This window comes from Xenorhabdus sp. KJ12.1, from assembly GCF_963876495.1.
In the GTDB taxonomy this organism is placed as follows: Bacteria; Pseudomonadota; Gammaproteobacteria; order Enterobacterales; family Enterobacteriaceae; genus Xenorhabdus; species Xenorhabdus stockiae.
Genome location: NZ_CAWNQH010000056.1, coordinates 38,687 through 58,550 on the forward strand (window position 1 = coordinate 38,687; position 19,864 = coordinate 58,550).

Sequence of the window (19,864 nt, forward strand, 5' to 3'; positions counted from 1 at the left end):
TTCTAATTAATTTTATTATTAACATACTTGATTAGAAGGGAAAAAGATGAATTACACAAAAATAGATCTTAACACGTGGAATCGTGGAGAGCACTTTGCGTATTATCGCCATAGTGTTAAGTGTGGCTTTAGTCTAACGACGAAAATTGACATTACATCTCTGTGCTTATTCTTAGCAGAAACACATTATAAATTTTATCCCACTATGATTTATCTGCTCACCAAAGTCGTCAATCAATACCCTGAATTCAGGTTAGCGATAAAAGATGAGGAGTTAATTATTTGGGACAGTATTGATCCAATTTATACTGTTTTTCATAAAAAAACCGAAACATTTTCTGTGTTGTGTACGACATTTTCACCTGATTTGCCGCAGTTTATGATAAATTATTGTGCTGATATTGAACGATACGGTGATAACACACGTCTTTATCCACAAACAGAGAAACCGAAAAATCATATTAATATTTCCTCAATCCCGTGGATAGGATTTGATGGTTTCAACCTGAATATATCTGATATCACTGATTATTTCTCCCCGATTTTTACAATGGGGAAATATCAGCAAGAGGGCGGGAAAGTATTGTTACCATTATCGGTGCAAGTACACCACGCAGCCTGTGACGGCTATCATGTCGCTTTATTTATTAAAAAATTGCAGGCATTGTGTAATGATGCTTTGATGTAAAGAAAAAATATCAGGCCACTATTCAGTGGCCTACTTAAAAAATGGGTCTGAGGCTAATTGATTTTCCCTTAATAGTTATTGACTTTTTATCAAAATTAAATCAATTTGCTATTGCCATTACCCCAGTTACTGTGAATTCGTTTTTAAGCTTAATACTTAAAAAAACAACATTAAATTAATATCACCCTATTTTTAACATCTCTGAATTATGAACCCATATTGGAGCAGCATATGCTGATTACCTTAACTGACGTAACCAAGAATAATTATGAAGCAGTTTGCGATTTATCAGTAACTGACGAACAACTCTCTTATGTTGCGGAAAACGTATATTCCATCGTTCAATCAAAATTTAACCCTTCATATCAAACACGTGCTATTTGTCTGAATGGGGAGCCCGTTGGTTTTTTTATGTGGGTGCCCGATGCTGACCGAAGAATAACGATTTGGCGATTTATGATAGATCAAAGCCATCAAAAGAAAAATATTGGGCGCAAAGCACTCGCGTTAGCAATTGATGAAATCGGGCGTACAGATCAGTTAGAGGAAATAGCAATCTCTTATAATCCTAAGAATATCATTGCAAAGAATCTTTATGCCAGCGTTGGTTTCGTCGAAGTTGGTATGGATGAAGAAGTTGGTGAGATGCTAGCAGTTATCAGGATTTAAGTGCAAATATTAAGATTTCAACTAAGATTGGTTCAATCTACACATAAGGGTTCAGTATGAGCAGATTAATTATCACTTTTATTTATTTAATGCTAACTATTTCTGTGCCATCAGTATATGCAAATACAGCTCACGGCAATGCCAATGGCGGCAATGGACTGAATGGGGGAGACAGGGACGGTACAGCAGGATTGCCAGGATGTGATGGTGGAACAAACCCATCGGCAGGTGGAAAATTTTATCTTCCCGGAACACATCAAGAATGTAACCCTAGTGATGAAGATGCTAAAAAGGTTAAAAAGCCCACTAAAGCGTAATGTGCATATAACTGATCGAAAATTTTATTTATCCAATTCGGAGAAAGAAATGAAAATCATTCGCCATATACTGAATAGCCGGTTGGTAGGATATGTTATAGGGGGGATAGGTGCCATTCTTTTTGGAGTCAGTCACATTCTAACATTAGAAGAAGCGGAAAAATTCCGTAATTCACCACAGAAAAAATAGCAATTAAATTTCAAATAGATACTCAATTATTCACATGGGAGACATAGTCTCCCTATTTTCAGCACCTCGGAAACAAAAATATCTAACCTATGATCAACACGATTGAGTTATGGTAATTTTTAATAAATCAACGAGGTTAAATGCCAAAAAATGAAAAAATCGACAAGAAGAACTATTGCAAACACAGTTAGCTTATGTCTTACAATATTTTTCGTCAATAAATCATCATTATCATTGATATATAATGGTGATAGTAATCACTATTATAATGTAGTGTTAATCGTTATGGCATTTTTTGGATTTGAATATGTATGCGATAAATTCATTAAGATCCTTGAGTTTTTTGAAAAAAATAATTGATATAGCGACATATAACAATCTTCATCCGAGGGAGCAGAGATCCTCGGTACCTAAATTACCCCCCTAACTTTTATTTTTTATCTGGACTAATTCTGCTTCTGCGTTATATAAGTTGCCCTTCCTGATACCTTTTAAGGATTTTCAATGAAGAAAACATTGTTATTGCAACAAATGCAGCTCTTCTTACAGGGAAGGCAGAAAGTGACCTTAAAAGAACTGATGCAAGAGTTTCAGTTATCCCGTAGTAGTGCTTTACGTTACATTTCAGCTTTAGAAGAATTGGGCGTTCCTTTATATTCTGAGCGGGGGAGAAATGGTGGATATGTTGTTGCTCCAACATACCGGTTAGCACCAGTCAGATTTAGCGCGGATGAAATTCATGCCATGTTATTTGCGATTTCAGGTATGCATGTTCTGCAATCTACCCCGTTTAATCTGCAATTTCGTAGTATTTCTGAAAAATTAAAGCAAGTCTTGCCTCAGGATGAAAAAGTAAAAGATGAAACATTACGCAAATGTCTGGGGGTGCGAACTGTCAGACAGCTCAATCCAATTAAACATCTTGATATGTTACTCAATCATATTTTTCAACAGGAAAATCTGGAAGTCATATACGGTGATAAAAAAGTTTTTATTTACCCGATTGCGATGTGGTTTGAGTCAGGGCGGTGGTTTTTAGCCGTATTTGATTATGAAGCACAAGATTTACGCGTATTACGCTGCCATGCAATCCAGTCATTTCGCCCGATGACAAGGTCATTAGTTGCTCCCGAAAAAATTCGTTTAACAGATTTTAACCTGTCTAATTTTGAACAATTAAGGCAGAAACAACAGCAACATTATTTTGAAATAACGATAAAAAGTTCAGGTGTTGAGCATTATCATAGCAAATCATTTTCACATATCTCCCTCAAATTAACCGATGATGGTGCACTAATCTCTGGTTATTATCATCAGGAGGAATTGGGTTATCTGCTTGACTATATAAATGGATTTTCCCGACATCTTATTGAGATCAAACCAACAACGTTAAAACAAATATATGTTGATGAAATCAAAATGCGGTTGAACCAGTTGGAATTAGAAGCCACTTAGTTAACCGGAATATGACATGATCTCTGAATATAAACAATGTAAACGAAAAAGCCTCTAATAAGAGGCTCTCTGAAAAGTATTATATTTTCTTACCTTCATAGTAACCCACATAGCCTTTACCACAATGTGATGCTACCGGCTTTATGCCTTGCAAATGATATTGAATTTTTCCATCTGTGAATACGCTTTCAAAAATGTGATTTTTACGTACTTCATACACAACATATACTGTTCCATTTGTACCAGTATAAGTTCTGCCTGAGCTATAACAATCGTTATAGGTAAAATCTTTATTTGCTGCTGATGCAGTTGCAATTCCGCCAGTTAATGCAAGACCAGCTACCAATGCTCCGCCTACCAATAATTTTTTAAACATAATAAAACCTCTAATTTAACATCATAATAACTTTTTATTTAAATTTATCACTTACCAAATATTCTTTGATAAGATGCGCTAAATATAAATCATCATAAGAGGAGTTTACTATTTCAAAAATTGGAAACAGTGTATGTTTTTATATTAAATTTGAGATTGTAATGATTAAAAAATAGCAAATAATATTGATTAATAAAATAACCAAATATAATTATCTATGACAAAATCAAAAAACCCCGTTATATTAACGAGGTTTATTAGCATTCTGATGTGCTATAGCGAAAGGGCTTACCTATGATTTTACACCTTCATATTTACCAACATAAACGTTCATTCCACAAACGTATAATTTTTTAAATCCTTTCAAATGCCATTTGAATCCATCTTCATTGCGCACATCAAGGAAAACAATTCCATCTTTTACTAGGTATTTAGTATATACGCCATTTTTATACTCTATAGGAGATGAGTGGCAATTATTCCAAGGGATATCTGTGCTGTTTGCTGATGCAGTTCCGCCAGTTAATGACATCACAGCGGCTAATGCTCCACCCACGAAGAATTTCTTCAACATAAAACCTTCCTTTAATTTTTTTCAGTTTATTACTTATCAAATCACATTTTATAATACGCGGTAAATGTAAATGACTAACAGAGGATTTTACCATTTCAAAATTTATAAACAGTGTATGTTTTTATTTTAGATTCTAAGTTTGGAATTTTTATGGAGGTTCATTTAAATGAATCAGAAATGGAAATAAAAAATATTTTTTACAACCCCCTTCTAGAAAAAAGGGGGAGGGGGGGGTTGGTAGGGTTTTAATTTCTTACATTAGTACCAATATACACAGCAGCCCAAGCTGGTTTCCCTTTTTTATCTACACAGCTAAAGGGAGGTCCCTGATAAAACCACTCTATATCTCCATACATCGTATTTTGCTGTATAAATCCTTGAGAGAAATTTCTGTTCGGCTTAACAACTACTCGGGTATAGTTCGGCTTTGTTGAAATATATACAGATTCATTTGGACACAGGTTTTCAGCCGCTGCAGTTGCAATCCCACCGAACGATGCTGCTGCTAATGCTCCAACTATTAATAATTTTTTGAACATCAAAACATTCCTTTAATGGTTTTCCAGTTTATGATCTAAGTTTATAATTCATAAAATCACATTTTATAATGAGCGATAAATGTAAGCTATGATCATCGACTTTTACTATTGCAAAATTTAGATACAGTGTGTGTTTTTATATTTTTAATCGTTTAATTGTTAAGTTAATTAATATTTAAAGAATAATACCAAGTGGTTATGATTAATAATAGATCTAAAAAAGCCGTTTTTAAAAACGGCTTTTTTAGATCTATTATTCCTTTTGGTAACTCACCTATTTTCTTCCTTGATAATAAGCTTGATAAGCCGATCTTCCTGTATGATATTCACACTGTCCAATTTTACCTTTAAAATACCATTTAATTCCAAATCTCTCAAAGGTATTTGCAAAGTTATCTGTAGGATTAACGACAAACATCTGATAAAGATTTCCTTCAATATGCTTTGGTACATTATCAACCTGACATTTATTTAATGCCATCGCATTACCACTTAATAAAAAACCTGTTATCAGTGTCGCTGTTACTAACAACTTCTTAATCATAAAATTACTCCTATAATAATATTAAATTTAAGTCGTCGATTAAATTAAAATTGATAATGCACGATAAATCTAAATCATCATTAGATAGAGTAGCAATTTTAAAATTTATACATTGCCTATACCTTTCTTTCTTCATTATAAAACTAATTCTCATTATCATGATTTATAATGCATGATTATAACGCTATTACTAACGATGGGTAATTAAATCATCTATATACTCAACCAGATACATTGACTGATATTTATTCAGCTTGTTTTGTGTTGTTATTTTCCTATTACTTCCTTAACATATTAATGGCTAGACTAAGAAATATTAATTTAGATATTAAGATGTGAGGGGTATTATAAAAATAATGGATACCGTAATAAATTTTATTCATCCCCCAGAACCGATATCACCTGTTATTAATATGCAAAAACTCACTCGTGTTTATCAACACGGGGAAGAAGGGCAGGTCTCTATTCTGAAAGATATTACCGCACAGATTTATGCCGGTCAGAGTTGCGCTATTGTCGGTACGTCAGGTTCGGGTAAAAGCACTTTACTGAATATTCTCGGTTTGCTGGATAAACCCACTTCCGGAGAGTATTTTCTTTGTGGCGTTGATATGTCAGTAGCAGATGCTGATCTGCGTGCCAGAATGCGAAATAAAGAAATCGGTTTTGTATTTCAGAGTTTTCATTTATTAGCCGGAATGACAGCGACAGAAAATGTCGCGTTACCACTGCTTTATCGGGGCATTTCAGCTTCGCAGGCTCATAAAATTGCCAGAGAAAAATTGGGTTTGGTCGGGCTTTCACACAGAGAAAGTCATTACCCGGCAGACTTATCTGGCGGGCAACGGCAGCGTGTCGCACTTGCCAGAGCATTGGTCGGAGAGCCTTCATTGCTGCTGGCTGATGAACCTACCGGTAATTTGGACCCGCAAACAGCAGAAGAAATTTTATCGTTACTTTCCACTCTTCACACCGACAATGCGATGACTCTGGTTGTAATAACCCATGATGCGATGGTAGCGAACCATATGCAGCGCGAATTACGTATGAGTGGTGGTCAATTGCATGAGATCAGAGGAACGACAATGCATGCATGATAAAAGTCAGCCTAGTCATTATGGCATGTCAGTATTTATGATGTGGCGGGAAGCCTGGCGTAATTTAATGGCTACGGGGAAAAGCTCTCTGCTTGCTTTGTCTGGAATTGCGATTGGTTGTGCATCTGTCGTGGCCTTTCTGAATACAGGGCATAACGCGACCCTTGCAGCGCTGAAGATGTTCAGCGGGCTGGATATTAACGTGATCACAACTAATTTCTATTCTTACAATCATGGTATTGATAGTGAAGACATTAAAATAGACGCGCTGAAAACGGCTATTCCGAGTTTATCTTCCGCAGCACCCTGGATCTATTATTCTTCTCCTGTGCGTTATAACGGTAAAACCGAACACTTTACCCTGATAGGCTCCACGGCCGCACTTGAGGAAGTTATGTTATTACAATTGCGGCATGGGCGATTTATCTCCGATTATGATCGTCACTCTCCTTATCTGGTTATGGGTAATGATGTCGCCGTTTCTCTTGTGGGAGATGACACGTCCCAAATACTTGGCAAGCAGATTCAGCTTGGTAATTATCTATATACCGTGATTGGTATTTTTGAAACAAAAGGGCAAAACCCTATTTTTCCTTTTTCTCTGGATTCCGTTGTCGTGGTTCCTCTCGAAACCATGCGTAAAATATCACAACATGCTCAGCTGAATGGCCTGATTACCCGTTCAGCCACAACTTCGACAACAGAAGCGGATGCAGAAAATTTGTCTGCGTTTTTTAAGAATAAGTTTCCCGAGGTTGAAATTAACGTTCGCGTTGCTCAACAATTGTTACAAGGGCAGACGGAGCAGGGTAAAACCTTTACTTTTATGTTGATCGGGTTGGCTGGTATCTCACTGCTAACGGGCGGAATTGCGATCTCTAATGTGATGTTGATGAATGTTTCTGCCCGGCGAAAAGAAATAGGGTTGCGTATGGCTTTGGGGGCAAGAGCACAGGATATCCGACGCCTGTTTTTGTATGAAGCGGCTGTATTGACTTTTACCGGCGCAATACTTGGTACTTTAGTGGGGATTATCGTTGCCTTCCTTTTTGTCCTTTACTCTGGTTGGTCATTTTCTCTGGCTCCGCTATCCATCCCTTTAGGAATAGGAAGTGCCGTTATAGCGGGGCTTATCTCCGGCTTTTATCCCGCTCATAAAGCCTCACAAATGGAACCTGTACAGGCATTACGTGATGATTAAAAATTATTTCATTTATGGTGTTCTGACTCTGTGTCTCTGTTTTTCTCAAGCCGGAGTTTCTGAATCTGATCACAGTCTGGATCGTAAAAATACAGGAGAAGTCATCGGCCTGTCGCTGAGTGATGCAATATCGCTGGGTTTACGGAATAACTATGCCATTCGCAGTGTTTATCTGGATCGTATCGCTCAAAAGTTTGATTTACGGGTAGCAGAAGACCGGTTTACGCCGAAATTGCAACTGAGCGGGCGTTATATTACGGGCAAAAATCAGGCAGAGAATTTCAACAAAACCAGCTTGTCTTCTAACGCCACATTACTCACCCCTCTGGGGACACGTTTCACTCTGTCATGGGCGCGTGAGCACAATAAGTCAGGAATAAGCAGCCTTCACAATGATGGCGCAAGTATTACTATGATACAGCCTCTTTTACGAGGAGCCGGAACAGATGTGAATAATGCTCCGGTTTTACTGGCAAAACTCCGGGAACAAACCAATCGTCTGAATTTAAAATCGACAATTTCCGAGTCCATCACACAAATTATTCTGGCCTATCACGCGTTACTCCGGGCGCAGGAGCAACAGGCGTTGTCTGCCGCTTCCCTTAAACGTATGCAGAAACTGGTAGAGACGAATAAGGAATTGATTGATGCAGGCCGAATGGCTCAGACAGATATCATACAGACACAGGCCGATTTGGCGATGCAGGAACTCTCAGCAAAAGAGGCTGAAAATAATGTTCATGCGGCAAAACTGACACTCCTGAAGCTACTGGCTCTGAGCCTCAAAACGCCTATTCATGCAACAGATACTCTGAAAGGGACTTATGTCAGGCTGGATGTTGAACAATCAATTAAAAAGGCACAAGCTCAACAACCGGGTTATCTTACTCAGCTACTTTCTGCAAAAACCGCCGATATTCAGTTATTGCAGGCCAGAGATAACAAACTCTGGGATTTATCACTGGTTGGCAGAACCTCCCAGTATCGTTCCTCTTCTGCTGACAACCGAAACTGGGAAAATTATGTCGGTATCCAACTGGATATCCCAATCGGGGATATGACAAAACAACAAGCGGAAATTCAGGCCAGAGTTGATGTTCAGAAGCAGGCATTACATCTGGAAGAGGCCAGAATCAATCTGGAGCAGAGAGTAACGAATGCCATCCGTGATACTGAATCACGCTGGCAGGAATATCAGCTAGCTATAAAGGCCAGTTCACTTTCGCAACAAAAACTTGAAATCGAAAAGGAAAAGTTACAGGCGGGGCGATCCAGCAACTTTCAGGTACTGAGTTTTGAAACCGACCTGAGAAATGCGGAAAATGCCCGCCTGAATACGCTTATCCAGTACCTCAATGCTCAGGCTGAACTGGATCAAATTCTGGGTACAACACTGGAAAGCTGGGAGATAACGATTAATGAATAAACACTCAGTTTTTAACTACTCCATGCTTAGGCGTTATCGGTGGGTCATCACGGGTGTGCTGGCGGCTATCGTCTGTTTTTGGGCTTTATTCACTTCAGGGGAGTTGTCCTCAGAAAAATCTCCCGCTCAAGACGCTGTACAGTGGATTGCTATAAATCCCTCTCCGATAGAAAAACGATTGGACTTGGTAGGTAAACTCCAGTCCGGACGCCTTGAAACTATCCCAGCGCCATTTGAGGGGATTATCCAACAAGTTCTGGTTAAAGAAGGACAGCAAGTTTCCCCAAACCAGACTTTAGTCATGCTTGATACCCGGAAAATTGAAATAGAAATTCGACAGGCTCAGGTGGAAATGATTAAAGCCTCATCTGCGGTTGAAGAATTACGGGACTGGGAAAACAGTCAGGAAGTCATCCGAGCCAGAAGGAACGTCGAAAACGCGAACCACATGGTAATGGAACTTAAAAATAATCTGGCAAAAACACAGGCGCTTTTTTCACGGGGAATTGTCCCGAGAATGGAAGTTGAAAACCTTGAACAACAACTTCGTCGGCAACTGACGGAACTTGCTTCAGCGAAGGATGATCTTACATCTACCCGACAAAAAGGTAGTGCCAGTCATGTACAAGTGGCAGAAATGGGACTTAAAAATGCCACAAGCCGTTATCAGGCGTTACAGGAACAATACGCGAATAAGGAAATAAAAGCGCCATTTTCTGGTGTCATCCTCAAGGCACAGCAGGGAGAAAAGGGCAAATCATTCGCAATTCAGACAGGTGTGCGGGTCACAGAAGGAATGCCTTTGCTGGAAATTATGGATACAACCCAGTTTCAGGTATTGGCGCAGGTTGAAGAAGCGGACCTCGTCAAATTAAAGGAAGGGTTACCAGCCAAAATCAGCGGCGAAGGGTTTTCTGGCTATTCTATGGATGGAAAAATTGAAACTATCGCTATGCAAAGCACAAGCAACGATCAGCCCGGAACAGCCGTTTATTATGATGTTGCGATCAAAGTGACATCACCCATAAACACGAATTATCTCATCAGGCCCGGTATGAGCGCTAAAGTCAGTATCGTTATTTATCACAATGAGCAGGGAGTTGTGATACCCGAAAAAGCGCTGTCACGTGACAATGATGGGAATTTGAGCGTAAGCTGGCGCCCGGATTTAAAAAGTCAGGCAACTTCCCGCCAGATAACGGTCGGTGAAGCTATGCCAGAAGGGTTAGAAATTCATGGGCTGGAAAAAGGATTTATTGCATTATCACCCTGAGAAATAAAGCTCAAGTATAAACAGCCCATTATTGGGCTGTAATATATAACACAGATACAGGGATAATCAGTTATCCCACTGAGGGGCTAAACCTTCCGGATCAGCTATACGCTCATTACGCTCAAGGGTAGCTATAGCAGCCATATCTTCTGCATCAAGTTTTAGAGCCGTCGCTTTCAGGTTATTTTTTAAATTTTCACGTTTAGTTGAAGATGGGATCACGCTATAACCTAATTCCATTGCCCATGCCAAACTCACCTGAACGGGGCTCGCCTGATGTTTTGCTGCGATACGTCCGATAACCTCATCCTGAAGCACTTTGCCATACGCAAGGGTCATATAAGAAGTGATATGGATCCCGTGCTCTTTCGCCCAGTCTGTTACATAACGGTTTTGCAAATAGGGGGAAACTTCAATTTGGTTAGTTGCGATATTTTCGGCACCTACCGCATCAATAGCCTGTTGCATCAGAGCAACGGTAAAGTTTGATACGCCGATTTCGCGTGTCAGACCCATTTTTTTTGCTTCCAGTAACGCATTCATTGTTTCTTCAAGACTAACGGCATTATTTGGCGACGGCCAATGAATTAATGTCAGGTCAACATAATCCGTGCCTAATTTAGCAAGACTTTCTTTGAGGCTCGGTATCACTTTCTCTGCGCCCATATTATCAGTCCAGATTTTAGTCGTGATATAGATATCCTCACGGGCTACGCCACTTTCTTTAATAGCCTGACCCACTTCTGCTTCATTCTCATAAATCTGTGCGGTATCAATCGCCCGATACCCCAATTCAATAGCATTTTTTACTGATGCAATAACAACATCATCTTTCAGACGAAAAGTACCTAATCCAAATGCGGGAACAGACATAATCAACCTCGTATAGTATTTGATATTTGTGATTACGGGTTAAATTATCCCTTAAAAAGAAAGTTATTCATAAATTTTTCTCAATTAATTTTTTAATTAGAAAAAATAGAATTTTTTGAAATGCGTCGCAAAAAAAGGATGAAAAGCATAAAGCATCGTAGAGGTGCTTGTATTCGAAAGAGACAACGTTCATGATTGAAATAATCACATTAAGTGATAGTTTTAACATGTTATCGAATTAATTAATAAAATTATCCCATTGCCTTGTAGGGGGTTGCATGTTGTCTCATTTCCTAAAACAGGTCCAGAATTATCCGGAAAAAATCGCTATTTTCACACCTGAAAAAGAGCTCAGTTATCGAACTCTTAAGTTGCATTCAGCGACAATCGCAGGCTCCCTGAGATCTCTCGGAATAACCCATGAAGTGCCTGTTGCCATCTTGTTGCCTCCTGGCATAGAACAAATTACGAGCCAGATTGCTATTCTGATGGCTGGTGGAAGCTGCGTACCTCTTGATCCCAATGTACCTCCGGCACGCTTAAACGATATGCTGGAAGATCTGGCTGTGAAGTGGACGATTACCGATTCTCCAGAGAAATTTTCCCAGTTAAAAACGACATTCGTTTCATTTTCTGATTTGCTTGCAGCAGGAGAGGAGCTAGCTGATACCGATATTGCTTGTCTGGCCCCAACTCATCGAACTCATGTACTTTTTACCTCTGGTACAACCGGTAAACCCAAAGGGGTACAGGTTGAGAGTAAAGGCATCATGCGAGTGATTGTCGATGCGGGATATATAAATATCACTCCGGAAGACCGCATTGCCTGTACCTGCAACTCAACATTCGATATATCATTGTTTGAAGTCTGGGGAACACTGCTCAACGGTGCAACGGCTTTCATTCCTCCCAAAAAAGATGTGCTGGACATAGAATATTTTCAGTCTGAACTGACGAACCAAGAAATTTCTATTGTTTTCGTTGCGGCAACACTTTTTAATCTGATAGCAAAAACATACCCTCAGGCATTCCGTGAAATTCGCTATCTTGTGATAGGGGCAGAAGCGCTCAATGCTCACACGGTGAAACTGGTTTTGGAAGCAGGCGCACCACCCCAGCATATTATTAATGGATATGGCCCAACTGAAAGTACCATATTTGCGCTTTCACACGATATCAAGCTGGAAGATCTAGTGGATGGTAGCGTTCCTATCGGAAGCCCCATAAACCATACCTGTGCATTTGTTTTAGACGATAATATGAAACCTCTGGCACCCGGCAATTTGGGACAACTCTATCTCGGTGGTGAGGGTCTTTCACGAGGTTACTGGAACCGCAGTGAGCTGAATGCTGACCGCTTCGTGCATGTTGCTATTCCCGGATACCCCCAACCAATGCGGCTTTATAAGACAGGCGATCTCAGCTGGCAGCGTGACGATGGTGTCTTTATGTACTCTGGTCGTATGGACAGTCAAGTCAAATTACGTGGTCATCGTATCGAGCTGGAAGAAATAGAAGTTCGTCTTCTGGAAAGTAAAGAAGTCCGATTGACCAAAGTTTGTGCTGTGAAACATGAAGATCACGAAGGTGAAGACGATTTTCTTGCCGCTTTTGTTGTGCCGCTTTCACCGGAAACGTTCGATAAAGAACGGATTATACACGAACTGGAGGAGTATCTTCCTGCATATATGCTGCCTCGTATTTTTGTCATCGAAGATATTCCGACGACACCGCACGGAAAAGCAGACCATCGTAAGTTAATGGCTTTGCTGGAAAAACCAGCACCATCAGAAGAGCGTCCGGCAGGTTTTAATGATACCGAGTATGCAGTATTTCGTATCTGGAGCAAGATCCTAAATCATAGCGAAATCTCCCTTGATGATAATTTCTTTCAGATAGGAGGAAGTTCCTTGCAAGCTGCGCGTCTTGTGATTGAACTTGCTCGCCAATTCAACCAGCATTTTATGGTACAGACCCTTTACGAAGTACCAAACCTTCGACAGCTTGCCAAAATTATTTCACAAGGAAACACGCTTCCTATACTGGATGATGAAGTTAAAGAATGGCTATACGATGGGCAACTTCCTGCAGATATCAAACCATTACCTGAAGCACCTCAAAACTGGGCAGAGCTTGCCAGCCCCACCATTTTTCTGACGGGTGTGACCGGTTTTCTTGGGGCATTTTTCTTACGTGAGCTGCTCACCTTCAAGAAGATAAAAGGGAATATAAAAAATGTAATTTGTCTCGTTCGGGCAAAAGACGACGATACGGCATACCAACGTATTGAAAGTACGCTCTCCAAATACGGATTATGGGAACCCTCGTTTGCAGGACGTATTAAAGCTATCGCGGGCGACCTGTCTCAATCAAAATTAGGGTTAAGTGACAAACTCCATCATGAATTGGCTAATACCTGTGATGTCGTTTTTCATCTGGCAGCGAATGTTAACTATATTCATCCTTATCGCATCCAGCGAGCCTCTAACATTGAGAGCACACTGAACATTCTTCGTTTCGCCACACAAGGTAAAGCCAAAGCGGTGCATTACGCTTCAACGATAGCCGTATTTGGTCCGGTGGGATTATTGAACGCGAGACCCCGGGTTTACGAGAATGATAGCCTTATACCTTATATTGAAGGTCTTAAATACGATATCGGCTACGCACAAAGCAAGTGGGTTGTTGAACAACTGATGTTGCAGGCACGCGAACTAGGTATCCCATTATCTGTCTATCGGCCTGGATTTATCATGGGGGATAGTGTTCGTGGTGTCGGTAACCCTAATGACTTTGTTGCACGCCTGATAATGGGATGTATTGCTATCGGAGCCTGCCCGAAATTACCACTACAGTGGAAAGAATTTGTGCCTGTTGACTATGTCAGTGCTGCGCTTTTAACTATCGCTGCGGATACAAAGAATTTGGGGCAGGTTTACCACCTTGTTCCTCCGGAAAGAGAACAATCCGTTAGTGTTGATAAGTTCTTTCATCTTCTGGAAGAATGTCACGGTTCTCCGCTGCAATCACTTCCTTATAATGAGTGGGTATCGAAACTGACTTCTGATCCTCACTTGCACGACAACGCGCTGTTACCCTTATTGCCGATGCTTTCTGAGCGTGTCTATCAGCAGTTAACACGCTGGGAAGTCAGCGAAAATATGCCAATTTACGACTCCAGAAATACCAGCCTGGCATTGGCTAATGCAGGACATTCGGTGCATTTCACCCCGATGGGGAAAGAGCTACTTTCAAAATATCTTACTTATTATCTTCCCAACTAACATTTTTCTGACGAAGCAGTTAATTATAAACGGGGCTATATAACACAGCCCCGTTCAGCGTTTTAACTATCTTGCCAATATCAGAGATATAAGTCGAATCTGAAAATTGAATTTTAGGTTGGCTCAGCGGTACGTAACAGCTCTGCATAGATGCCATCTTTTTCGACCAACTGTTGATGGGTTCCCCATTCTTTTAACTGACCATCCTTGAGCACCAATATTTGATCCGCATGACGAATAGTAGAGAGACGGTGCGCAATAGAGATGACTGTACGTTCGGATGCCATTTTTGCCAAAGCCAGAGAAATTGCCTTCTCGGTTGTGTTGTCAAGCGCACTGGTTGCTTCATCAAGCAGCAGAATTGGCGGGTTACGCAGGATCGTCCTAGCCAGCGCGAGGCGCTGTTTTTCTCCGCCTGAAAAGCGATAGCCACGTTCACCAACTTTGGTCTGATAACCTTCAGGCAGCGAGATGATTAAATCATGGATTTGTGCAGTACGCGCGGACGCAACAAGATCCTCATCACTAGCCTCTGGGCAGGCAAAACGTAAGTTTTCTGCGATACTCGTATTCATAAGAAATGGCTCTTGCGTGACTACGCCAAGTACGCTGGCAAGTTGTTCAAAGCTCATCTCTCGCAGGTCAATGCCATCAATGGTAATCCGACCTTGGCTCGGATCAACGAGTCGGGCCAGCAGATAACCGAAGGTACTTTTACCTGCACCTGTCGGTCCGACTATAGCTACATGACTCCCTGCCGGGATATCTATTGACACATTGCATAAGCTTGACATATCAGTACTATCGTAACTAAAACTGACGTTTTCAAATCGGACGTGACCACGTGGGCCTTCATTACTTAGGTCTCGAACCTGAGCAGGCTCTACAATATCGGGAGGGGTGTCTAAATATTTAAAAATACGTGTAAATAGCGCCCGTGTCGTGCGCAGTTTAACCGCATTTTCCAGCAAATTTTCTAGGGGCCACAACAATTGTTCCTGTAGCGCGATCAAGGCTACAAGCGTACCGATGGTCACTGGCACACCTTGTCCAATCAGCAAACCGCCCAATAGTAATGTCATCGCTGGCATCGCACCGAGTAGGAGTTCAATCACCGACCATGACCACTCACCGGCAGTATGTGCACGCACTTCTAAATGCAAGGTTTTGGACGATGCTTTTTCAAAACGCTGGATCAGAAAAAAACTGCGTGCCAAAGTACGCGACAGGATAATGCCCGGCGCTGATAGGGTCTCTTGTACGATAGCAGACATATTTGCATGACCATCTTGTTGTTGATGCGTCAGGCGTTCACGCATGAGACCGACTTTGTGGCTGAGCCAGAGTGATGGCGGCAAGACAGCAAAGGAAAACAGTGCGAGTCGCCAGTCCAGTAACAACATCGCAATGGCGGTGGTTACGGTAATGGTGGCACTGCGAATGATTTCGGTCACCGTATTGCTGACGACAGATTGAAGTCCGCCAATATCACTGGCAATACTTGATTGAATTTCACCGGTCCGAGTTCGAGTAAAAAAGGCAAGAGAAAGTGTTTGCAGATGTCCATAGAGCCGTACCCGCAGCCCGTGCATAATGGCTTGACCTATCTGGGTAGATAAGATCATTTGTGCCGCATTAATCACTGCGTTTAGTGCAGTAATCACAATCAAACCTAATGCTAACCAGACAAGAAGCTGTATATTTTGTTGTGGCAGTGCAGTATCAATAATTTCGCGTAATAAAAAGGGCGCGAGAACACCGATACCAGCCCCAATGACGATGAGTAAACCAATAAAAATAATACGCCCTCGCCAAGGCTTAAATAGGGTCAGAATGCGTTGCAAAGAAACATGGCGTGCAGAAAGTTTTTCGTAATCGTTAAAATTATCCATATACTTCATTATCCAAGTTTTCACTCAATTAATAGTGCTTTATCCAAAAGATCTGATGCTCTCTAAGAAGTAGGGTAGCCTATTTCTTTCCGAATTAAGTTTCAGGCGGCTATATATGTAGCCATGTAGCCGAATTTTGACATTCCGTGCAGTCATTTTCTGAACTTTTGCAAGTGATATTCAGATAAAGGATTACTTATTTTCAGGAACAAAACGGGCAATCCGGAAGGGTTTTAATTCCTCCTGTTCAGTTCCATTTATAATCTCTTCTTGTGCCAGACGACATATCAATGGTGCAAGTGTAATTGCCGTATGCATACTGATCATATATAACCCTTGATAATCAGCCACTTTTCCAACAATCGGCATTCCATCATCTGGCATTGGACGTATACCAACGGAAGCCTGTTCTAAACATAAGCTATCACTTCCTATAAAAGACTCCTTTATGAGAGTTAGGGCTTTCTGAGCAATACACATAGCACTATGCTCAGGTTGATCACTTATATAATCTTCTGCTACAAGCAGCCTTGTTTCTGATACCGGTCGCACTTCTAAATCAGGGGTTGAAATAATATGGCGTACAAAAGGGACGTTAGCCTGATGCTGATATTGCGCGATGATAGAAGGGGAGAAAGACAGGCAAGCAGTTTCTCCCAGTGTTTCCATTAAAGAAATGGTACCGACACCCGCTGTAAGCACTACCTGTTCAGCATGGATGGTTTTCTGTGACGTTGTCACGCCAGTAATCAGCTTTCCATTATGGTTAATGGAGCTAACTTCTGTTTCCGGCAGATAAATCACCCCGTTTTTTATGGCTTCCTGCAAAAGAAATTGTGTTGCGTGAATTGGGTCAACTGCACCTTCTTCCGTTGCAAACGCTGCAATATCGGGATAGAAAGAAAGCTGCGGTTCTAGCATCAGAAGTTCATCCTTTGTCAGAGATGTAATCTTAAAACCCGATTTATTATGATCATCAATAAATTGACGGGTTGCATATTCAGTTTCTTGCCAACTGATAGCACCAGACCAATTCACATTTAATTTTCCGTTTGTTTGCTTATCCAGTTCATGCCACTCATTCAGTGCTTGTTGCCTGAGTTTACGGTCAGCACCAGTCTTACCATAAGAAACATTTAGCCATGCGAAGGACTGTTTAGTTACACCGTTACCCAACAGGCCTTTATCAATAAGAGTAATTTTTCTTTTGTCGCCATTAGATAAATAGTGAGTAGACAAATACCATGCCAGTGTTGTACCGACAAAACCTGCACCGACAATAACAATTTTATTCTCTTTCATTGTCATGGCTCACCGATATAATTATGATTGACTTGGCTGAACAGCACTCAATGGCTTGATACTCATTCCTTTAAGCATACTTAACCATGCAAGAACGACAAGCCCCATCTGGATGATAAATAAAAAATGAGGTGGGAATTCGGTGAGTACAATACCACTTAACATCGGACTAAATGCACCGCCAAGAAAACCCAGTGTCTGAGCTGCAAAATAACTCGATTTCATGCCTTCCGGTGCAATATTATCAATCAGCATATACTCACCCGGTGCATAAATTAGCTCGCCTAGTGTGAAAATAACGGCTGCAATTCCCCAAAGGTAAAGGTTTTTGTCCGCAAACATAAATACCGCTATGCCTATAAAGAAAAAGACACTACCTAATGTCATCAGGTTTTTCAGATTTTCCGGACGAATACGCCTGCCCACCGCATACTGTAAAGTCACCACCACCACAGCATTGATTGGTAATACAACACCTATAACGGCTTCAGCTGAGGTGCTATCAGCAACGGTCAGGACATATTGTGAGATCCAGACGGTAAAAGAACCGAATACCAGTGAGCCAAGAAAAGTTGAAAGAATAAACCATACCAGTGCGCGATCTCGTAGCATTACTGCGGGATCCCACTTTTTGGCTGAATTTTGGTTATTTTCAGCGGTTTTGATTCGTTGAACATAGCGCTGGATAAAGACGATAGGAAAAGCAGCGGAAAATGCAGCTAGCCAAAACGGAAAATTGGCACTGTACATCAAAAGCCATGTACCGATCGGTGGACCGATAGTCCAGCCTATATTAACAAAGGTATAGTTCAGCGAAAAAATTTTCGCTTTCGTTGATGGCGACAAGGTATCGGCAAAATAACCTTTCAGTACTGTCGCAAATACCGTATAGGCACAATTTATTAGAGAGAGAAAAACGACAACTAAACCTGCATGATTAACCAAAGGGATTGCAATAAAACCACAGATAAATGCGATAATGGCTAATAACATGTAGTTTTTTTTATCAAATTTGTCGGCCAGAATTCCAAATCCAAGACTAAAGAGTATACCTATAGTCAAAGCAACACTTATCGAAAACCCGACTTGATTAACAGGCATCTGATACTGACGGGACAGATAGATGGCCATAAACGGAATTGTTGCTCCACGTCCTATAGTCAAAAGCAAAGAAGAAATAAGTAACACACTGGTTGATATGTTTGATTTGGAGAACATTGACACGCCCTGAAAATATTTTTTGTTACGCCATTGTTAATAAATGGCTAAGCTACAGTGTTTTTTAACTATAGGAAATACTTCAGACGGGGCAAAAGAACGAAAAGGGTAAAAACGGCATTTTGCATCATATATATATTCATTACTAAGTGAAAGATACGAAATAACGTGTGCCGACAATTCAGAATAGATAATTATGCTGGTGGTTTTTACAGTAGTTTTTGATTGAACATAAAACCACTATGCAAACGTTGTTTGGTTCTGTTTTCGGGTTGAAAATGTTATAACCATAGCGTTTCCTTTCACATCTAACATGTCCAAACCTGACAAACTCATTCTTTCAATTAAGACATTGTGCAAAAGACTTTCCGAGCAAATGGTTTTTCTTCGTTATAGGTATGTCTCTAATTAGTCTTCTTTGCTTTAAAATCAATCGGTAATATCAATATTGCATTTTTACATCATTAGACGCCAAACTCGTGAATGATACTTTTTCGCCATATAATCCGGGAGAACACAATGAGAACGTTGATTTACGCCATTTCCATTTTTTGCATGTCCTCAACTTTGGCACTAGCATGTTCGACACATTCAACTTTTTATTTTGAAAACAAAAATGCCAAAGTGAAATCATCACACATTTGCCCGAAGGGAGAACTCCCGTTCCATTCCCATCAACATCCACGAGTCATAGTTTCTGACCGAGATGGCGAACTTGATGTGGTTTATGAAAGCGGTAGAACTGACAAAATTATTTTGAAAAAAGGCATTCCTGTTTATTTGGATACAAAACAAGGTCTAGAGCCTCATAAGGACATTAATCCGGGGGCTCATCTCCTGAATATTACGGTTGTCGAACTGATGAGTGCACAATAAGAGTCAATATTTTTCGACCGCCCCAGAAGGAAAAGCGGGGCGGTTGTAAATCAGTCAGTACGGATTATTC

General features: G+C 40.6%; 18 protein-coding genes. 10 read left to right on the forward strand and 8 right to left on the reverse strand.

What is annotated here, in order from left to right:
• Window positions 1-46 precede the first annotated feature (46 nt).
• From catA to AACS92_RS04835, 4 genes are all read left to right on the forward strand, one after another.
• Window positions 47-688 (forward strand): type A chloramphenicol O-acetyltransferase, encoded by a 642-nt coding sequence (catA, locus tag AACS92_RS04820; protein ID WP_099110204.1) that lies wholly within the window; start codon window positions 47-49, stop codon window positions 686-688.
• 231 nt (window positions 689-919) lie between these two features.
• Window positions 920-1,357: a GNAT family N-acetyltransferase gene (locus AACS92_RS04825; protein WP_099110205.1), complete on the forward strand. Its 438-nt coding sequence runs from the start codon at window positions 920-922 to the stop codon at window positions 1,355-1,357.
• A 56-nt stretch (window positions 1,358-1,413) separates the two neighbouring features.
• On the forward strand, window positions 1,414-1,674 hold the full coding sequence (locus AACS92_RS04830; RefSeq protein ID WP_141554500.1) for a hypothetical protein: 261 nt from the start codon (window positions 1,414-1,416) through the stop codon (window positions 1,672-1,674).
• Between the two features lie 694 nt (window positions 1,675-2,368).
• On the forward strand, window positions 2,369-3,319 hold the full coding sequence (locus AACS92_RS04835; protein WP_099110207.1) for a helix-turn-helix transcriptional regulator: 951 nt from the start codon (window positions 2,369-2,371) through the stop codon (window positions 3,317-3,319).
• Window positions 3,320-3,398: 79 nt separating this feature from the next.
• Here AACS92_RS04835 and AACS92_RS04840 read toward each other — a convergent pair whose 3' ends face one another.
• From AACS92_RS04840 to AACS92_RS04855, 4 genes are all read right to left on the reverse strand, one after another.
• The gene (locus AACS92_RS04840) at window positions 3,399-3,695 is read right to left on the reverse strand and encodes a hypothetical protein (RefSeq protein WP_099110208.1); all 297 of its coding nucleotides are present in this window, start codon (window positions 3,693-3,695) and stop codon (window positions 3,399-3,401) included.
• A 292-nt stretch (window positions 3,696-3,987) separates the two neighbouring features.
• The gene (locus tag AACS92_RS04845) at window positions 3,988-4,269 is read right to left on the reverse strand and encodes a hypothetical protein (protein ID WP_099110209.1); all 282 of its coding nucleotides are present in this window, start codon (window positions 4,267-4,269) and stop codon (window positions 3,988-3,990) included.
• 245 nt (window positions 4,270-4,514) lie between these two features.
• Window positions 4,515-4,808 carry a hypothetical protein gene (locus AACS92_RS04850; RefSeq protein WP_099110210.1) on the reverse strand — a complete coding sequence of 98 codons (294 nt, stop codon included), beginning with the start codon at window positions 4,806-4,808 and terminating at the stop codon, window positions 4,515-4,517.
• Between the two features lie 274 nt (window positions 4,809-5,082).
• The gene (locus AACS92_RS04855; protein WP_099110211.1) at window positions 5,083-5,352 is read right to left on the reverse strand and encodes an LCI fold-containing protein; all 270 of its coding nucleotides are present in this window, start codon (window positions 5,350-5,352) and stop codon (window positions 5,083-5,085) included.
• A gap of 356 nt (window positions 5,353-5,708) precedes the next feature.
• On the opposite strand from AACS92_RS04855, the gene AACS92_RS04860 reads away from it, so the two are divergent.
• Genes AACS92_RS04860 through AACS92_RS04875 form a run of 4 tightly spaced genes read left to right on the forward strand, consistent with a single transcriptional unit; the run spans window position 5,709 to window position 10,349 of the window.
• Window positions 5,709-6,449, forward strand: coding sequence for an ABC transporter ATP-binding protein (locus tag AACS92_RS04860; RefSeq protein ID WP_099110212.1), 741 nt, complete (start codon window positions 5,709-5,711; stop codon window positions 6,447-6,449).
• Window positions 6,442-7,650, forward strand: a complete 1,209-nt coding sequence (locus AACS92_RS04865; RefSeq protein ID WP_099110213.1) for an ABC transporter permease — start codon at window positions 6,442-6,444, stop codon at window positions 7,648-7,650. The genes AACS92_RS04860 and AACS92_RS04865 overlap by 8 nt, the downstream gene beginning before the upstream one ends.
• Entirely contained in the window at window positions 7,643-9,076 is a 1,434-nt protein-coding gene (locus AACS92_RS04870) for a TolC family protein (RefSeq protein WP_099110214.1), read from the forward strand. Before AACS92_RS04865 ends, AACS92_RS04870 begins: the two co-directional genes overlap by 8 nt.
• Window positions 9,069-10,349, forward strand: a complete 1,281-nt coding sequence (locus AACS92_RS04875) for an HlyD family secretion protein (RefSeq protein ID WP_099110215.1) — start codon at window positions 9,069-9,071, stop codon at window positions 10,347-10,349. The genes AACS92_RS04870 and AACS92_RS04875 overlap by 8 nt, the downstream gene beginning before the upstream one ends.
• 66 nt (window positions 10,350-10,415) lie before the next feature.
• Here the strand turns inward: AACS92_RS04875 and dkgB are convergent, their stop codons facing one another.
• The gene (dkgB, locus tag AACS92_RS04880) at window positions 10,416-11,222 is read right to left on the reverse strand and encodes a 2,5-didehydrogluconate reductase DkgB (RefSeq protein WP_099110216.1); all 807 of its coding nucleotides are present in this window, start codon (window positions 11,220-11,222) and stop codon (window positions 10,416-10,418) included.
• A 278-nt stretch (window positions 11,223-11,500) separates the two neighbouring features.
• On the opposite strand from dkgB, the gene AACS92_RS04885 reads away from it, so the two are divergent.
• A complete protein-coding gene (locus tag AACS92_RS04885; RefSeq protein WP_099110217.1) occupies window positions 11,501-14,506 on the forward strand; it encodes a non-ribosomal peptide synthetase in 3,006 nt (1,001 codons plus the stop codon).
• A gap of 113 nt (window positions 14,507-14,619) precedes the next feature.
• Here AACS92_RS04885 and AACS92_RS04890 read toward each other — a convergent pair whose 3' ends face one another.
• From AACS92_RS04890 to ydeE, 3 genes are all read right to left on the reverse strand, one after another.
• Window positions 14,620-16,398, reverse strand: a complete 1,779-nt coding sequence (locus tag AACS92_RS04890) for an ABC transporter ATP-binding protein (protein ID WP_206602247.1) — start codon at window positions 16,396-16,398, stop codon at window positions 14,620-14,622.
• Window positions 16,399-16,590: 192 nt separating this feature from the next.
• Window positions 16,591-17,700 carry an NAD(P)/FAD-dependent oxidoreductase gene (locus AACS92_RS04895; protein ID WP_193756934.1) on the reverse strand — a complete coding sequence of 370 codons (1,110 nt, stop codon included), beginning with the start codon at window positions 17,698-17,700 and terminating at the stop codon, window positions 16,591-16,593.
• Window positions 17,701-17,721: 21 nt separating this feature from the next.
• A complete protein-coding gene (ydeE, locus tag AACS92_RS04900; RefSeq protein WP_099110220.1) occupies window positions 17,722-18,918 on the reverse strand; it encodes an efflux MFS transporter YdeE in 1,197 nt (398 codons plus the stop codon).
• A gap of 519 nt (window positions 18,919-19,437) precedes the next feature.
• On the opposite strand from ydeE, the gene AACS92_RS04905 reads away from it, so the two are divergent.
• Window positions 19,438-19,794, forward strand: a complete 357-nt coding sequence (locus tag AACS92_RS04905; protein WP_153044763.1) for a hypothetical protein — start codon at window positions 19,438-19,440, stop codon at window positions 19,792-19,794.
• Window positions 19,795-19,864: the final 70 nt, after the last annotated feature.

Coding starts and splice junctions, on each gene's coding strand:
- AACS92_RS04860 (WP_099110212.1), top strand. CDS start 5,709: ATGGATACCGTAATAAATTTTATTCATCCCCCAGAACCGATATCACCT.
- AACS92_RS04865 (WP_099110213.1), top strand. CDS start 6,442: ATGCATGATAAAAGTCAGCCTAGTCATTATGGCATGTCAGTATTTATG.
- AACS92_RS04895 (WP_193756934.1), bottom strand. CDS start 17,700: ATGAAAGAGAATAAAATTGTTATTGTCGGTGCAGGTTTTGTCGGTACA.
- AACS92_RS04830 (WP_141554500.1), top strand. CDS start 1,414: ATGAGCAGATTAATTATCACTTTTATTTATTTAATGCTAACTATTTCT.
- AACS92_RS04875 (WP_099110215.1), top strand. CDS start 9,069: ATGAATAAACACTCAGTTTTTAACTACTCCATGCTTAGGCGTTATCGG.
- AACS92_RS04870 (WP_099110214.1), top strand. CDS start 7,643: ATGATTAAAAATTATTTCATTTATGGTGTTCTGACTCTGTGTCTCTGT.
- AACS92_RS04845 (WP_099110209.1), bottom strand. CDS start 4,269: ATGTTGAAGAAATTCTTCGTGGGTGGAGCATTAGCCGCTGTGATGTCA.
- AACS92_RS04835 (WP_099110207.1), top strand. CDS start 2,369: ATGAAGAAAACATTGTTATTGCAACAAATGCAGCTCTTCTTACAGGGA.
- ydeE (WP_099110220.1), bottom strand. CDS start 18,918: ATGTTCTCCAAATCAAACATATCAACCAGTGTGTTACTTATTTCTTCT.
- AACS92_RS04855 (WP_099110211.1), bottom strand. CDS start 5,352: ATGATTAAGAAGTTGTTAGTAACAGCGACACTGATAACAGGTTTTTTA.
- AACS92_RS04890 (WP_206602247.1), bottom strand. CDS start 16,398: ATGGATAATTTTAACGATTACGAAAAACTTTCTGCACGCCATGTTTCT.
- AACS92_RS04840 (WP_099110208.1), bottom strand. CDS start 3,695: ATGTTTAAAAAATTATTGGTAGGCGGAGCATTGGTAGCTGGTCTTGCA.
- AACS92_RS04905 (WP_153044763.1), top strand. CDS start 19,438: ATGAGAACGTTGATTTACGCCATTTCCATTTTTTGCATGTCCTCAACT.
- AACS92_RS04885 (WP_099110217.1), top strand. CDS start 11,501: ATGTTGTCTCATTTCCTAAAACAGGTCCAGAATTATCCGGAAAAAATC.
- AACS92_RS04850 (WP_099110210.1), bottom strand. CDS start 4,808: ATGTTCAAAAAATTATTAATAGTTGGAGCATTAGCAGCAGCATCGTTC.
- AACS92_RS04825 (WP_099110205.1), top strand. CDS start 920: ATGCTGATTACCTTAACTGACGTAACCAAGAATAATTATGAAGCAGTT.
- catA (WP_099110204.1), top strand. CDS start 47: ATGAATTACACAAAAATAGATCTTAACACGTGGAATCGTGGAGAGCAC.
- dkgB (WP_099110216.1), bottom strand. CDS start 11,222: ATGTCTGTTCCCGCATTTGGATTAGGTACTTTTCGTCTGAAAGATGAT.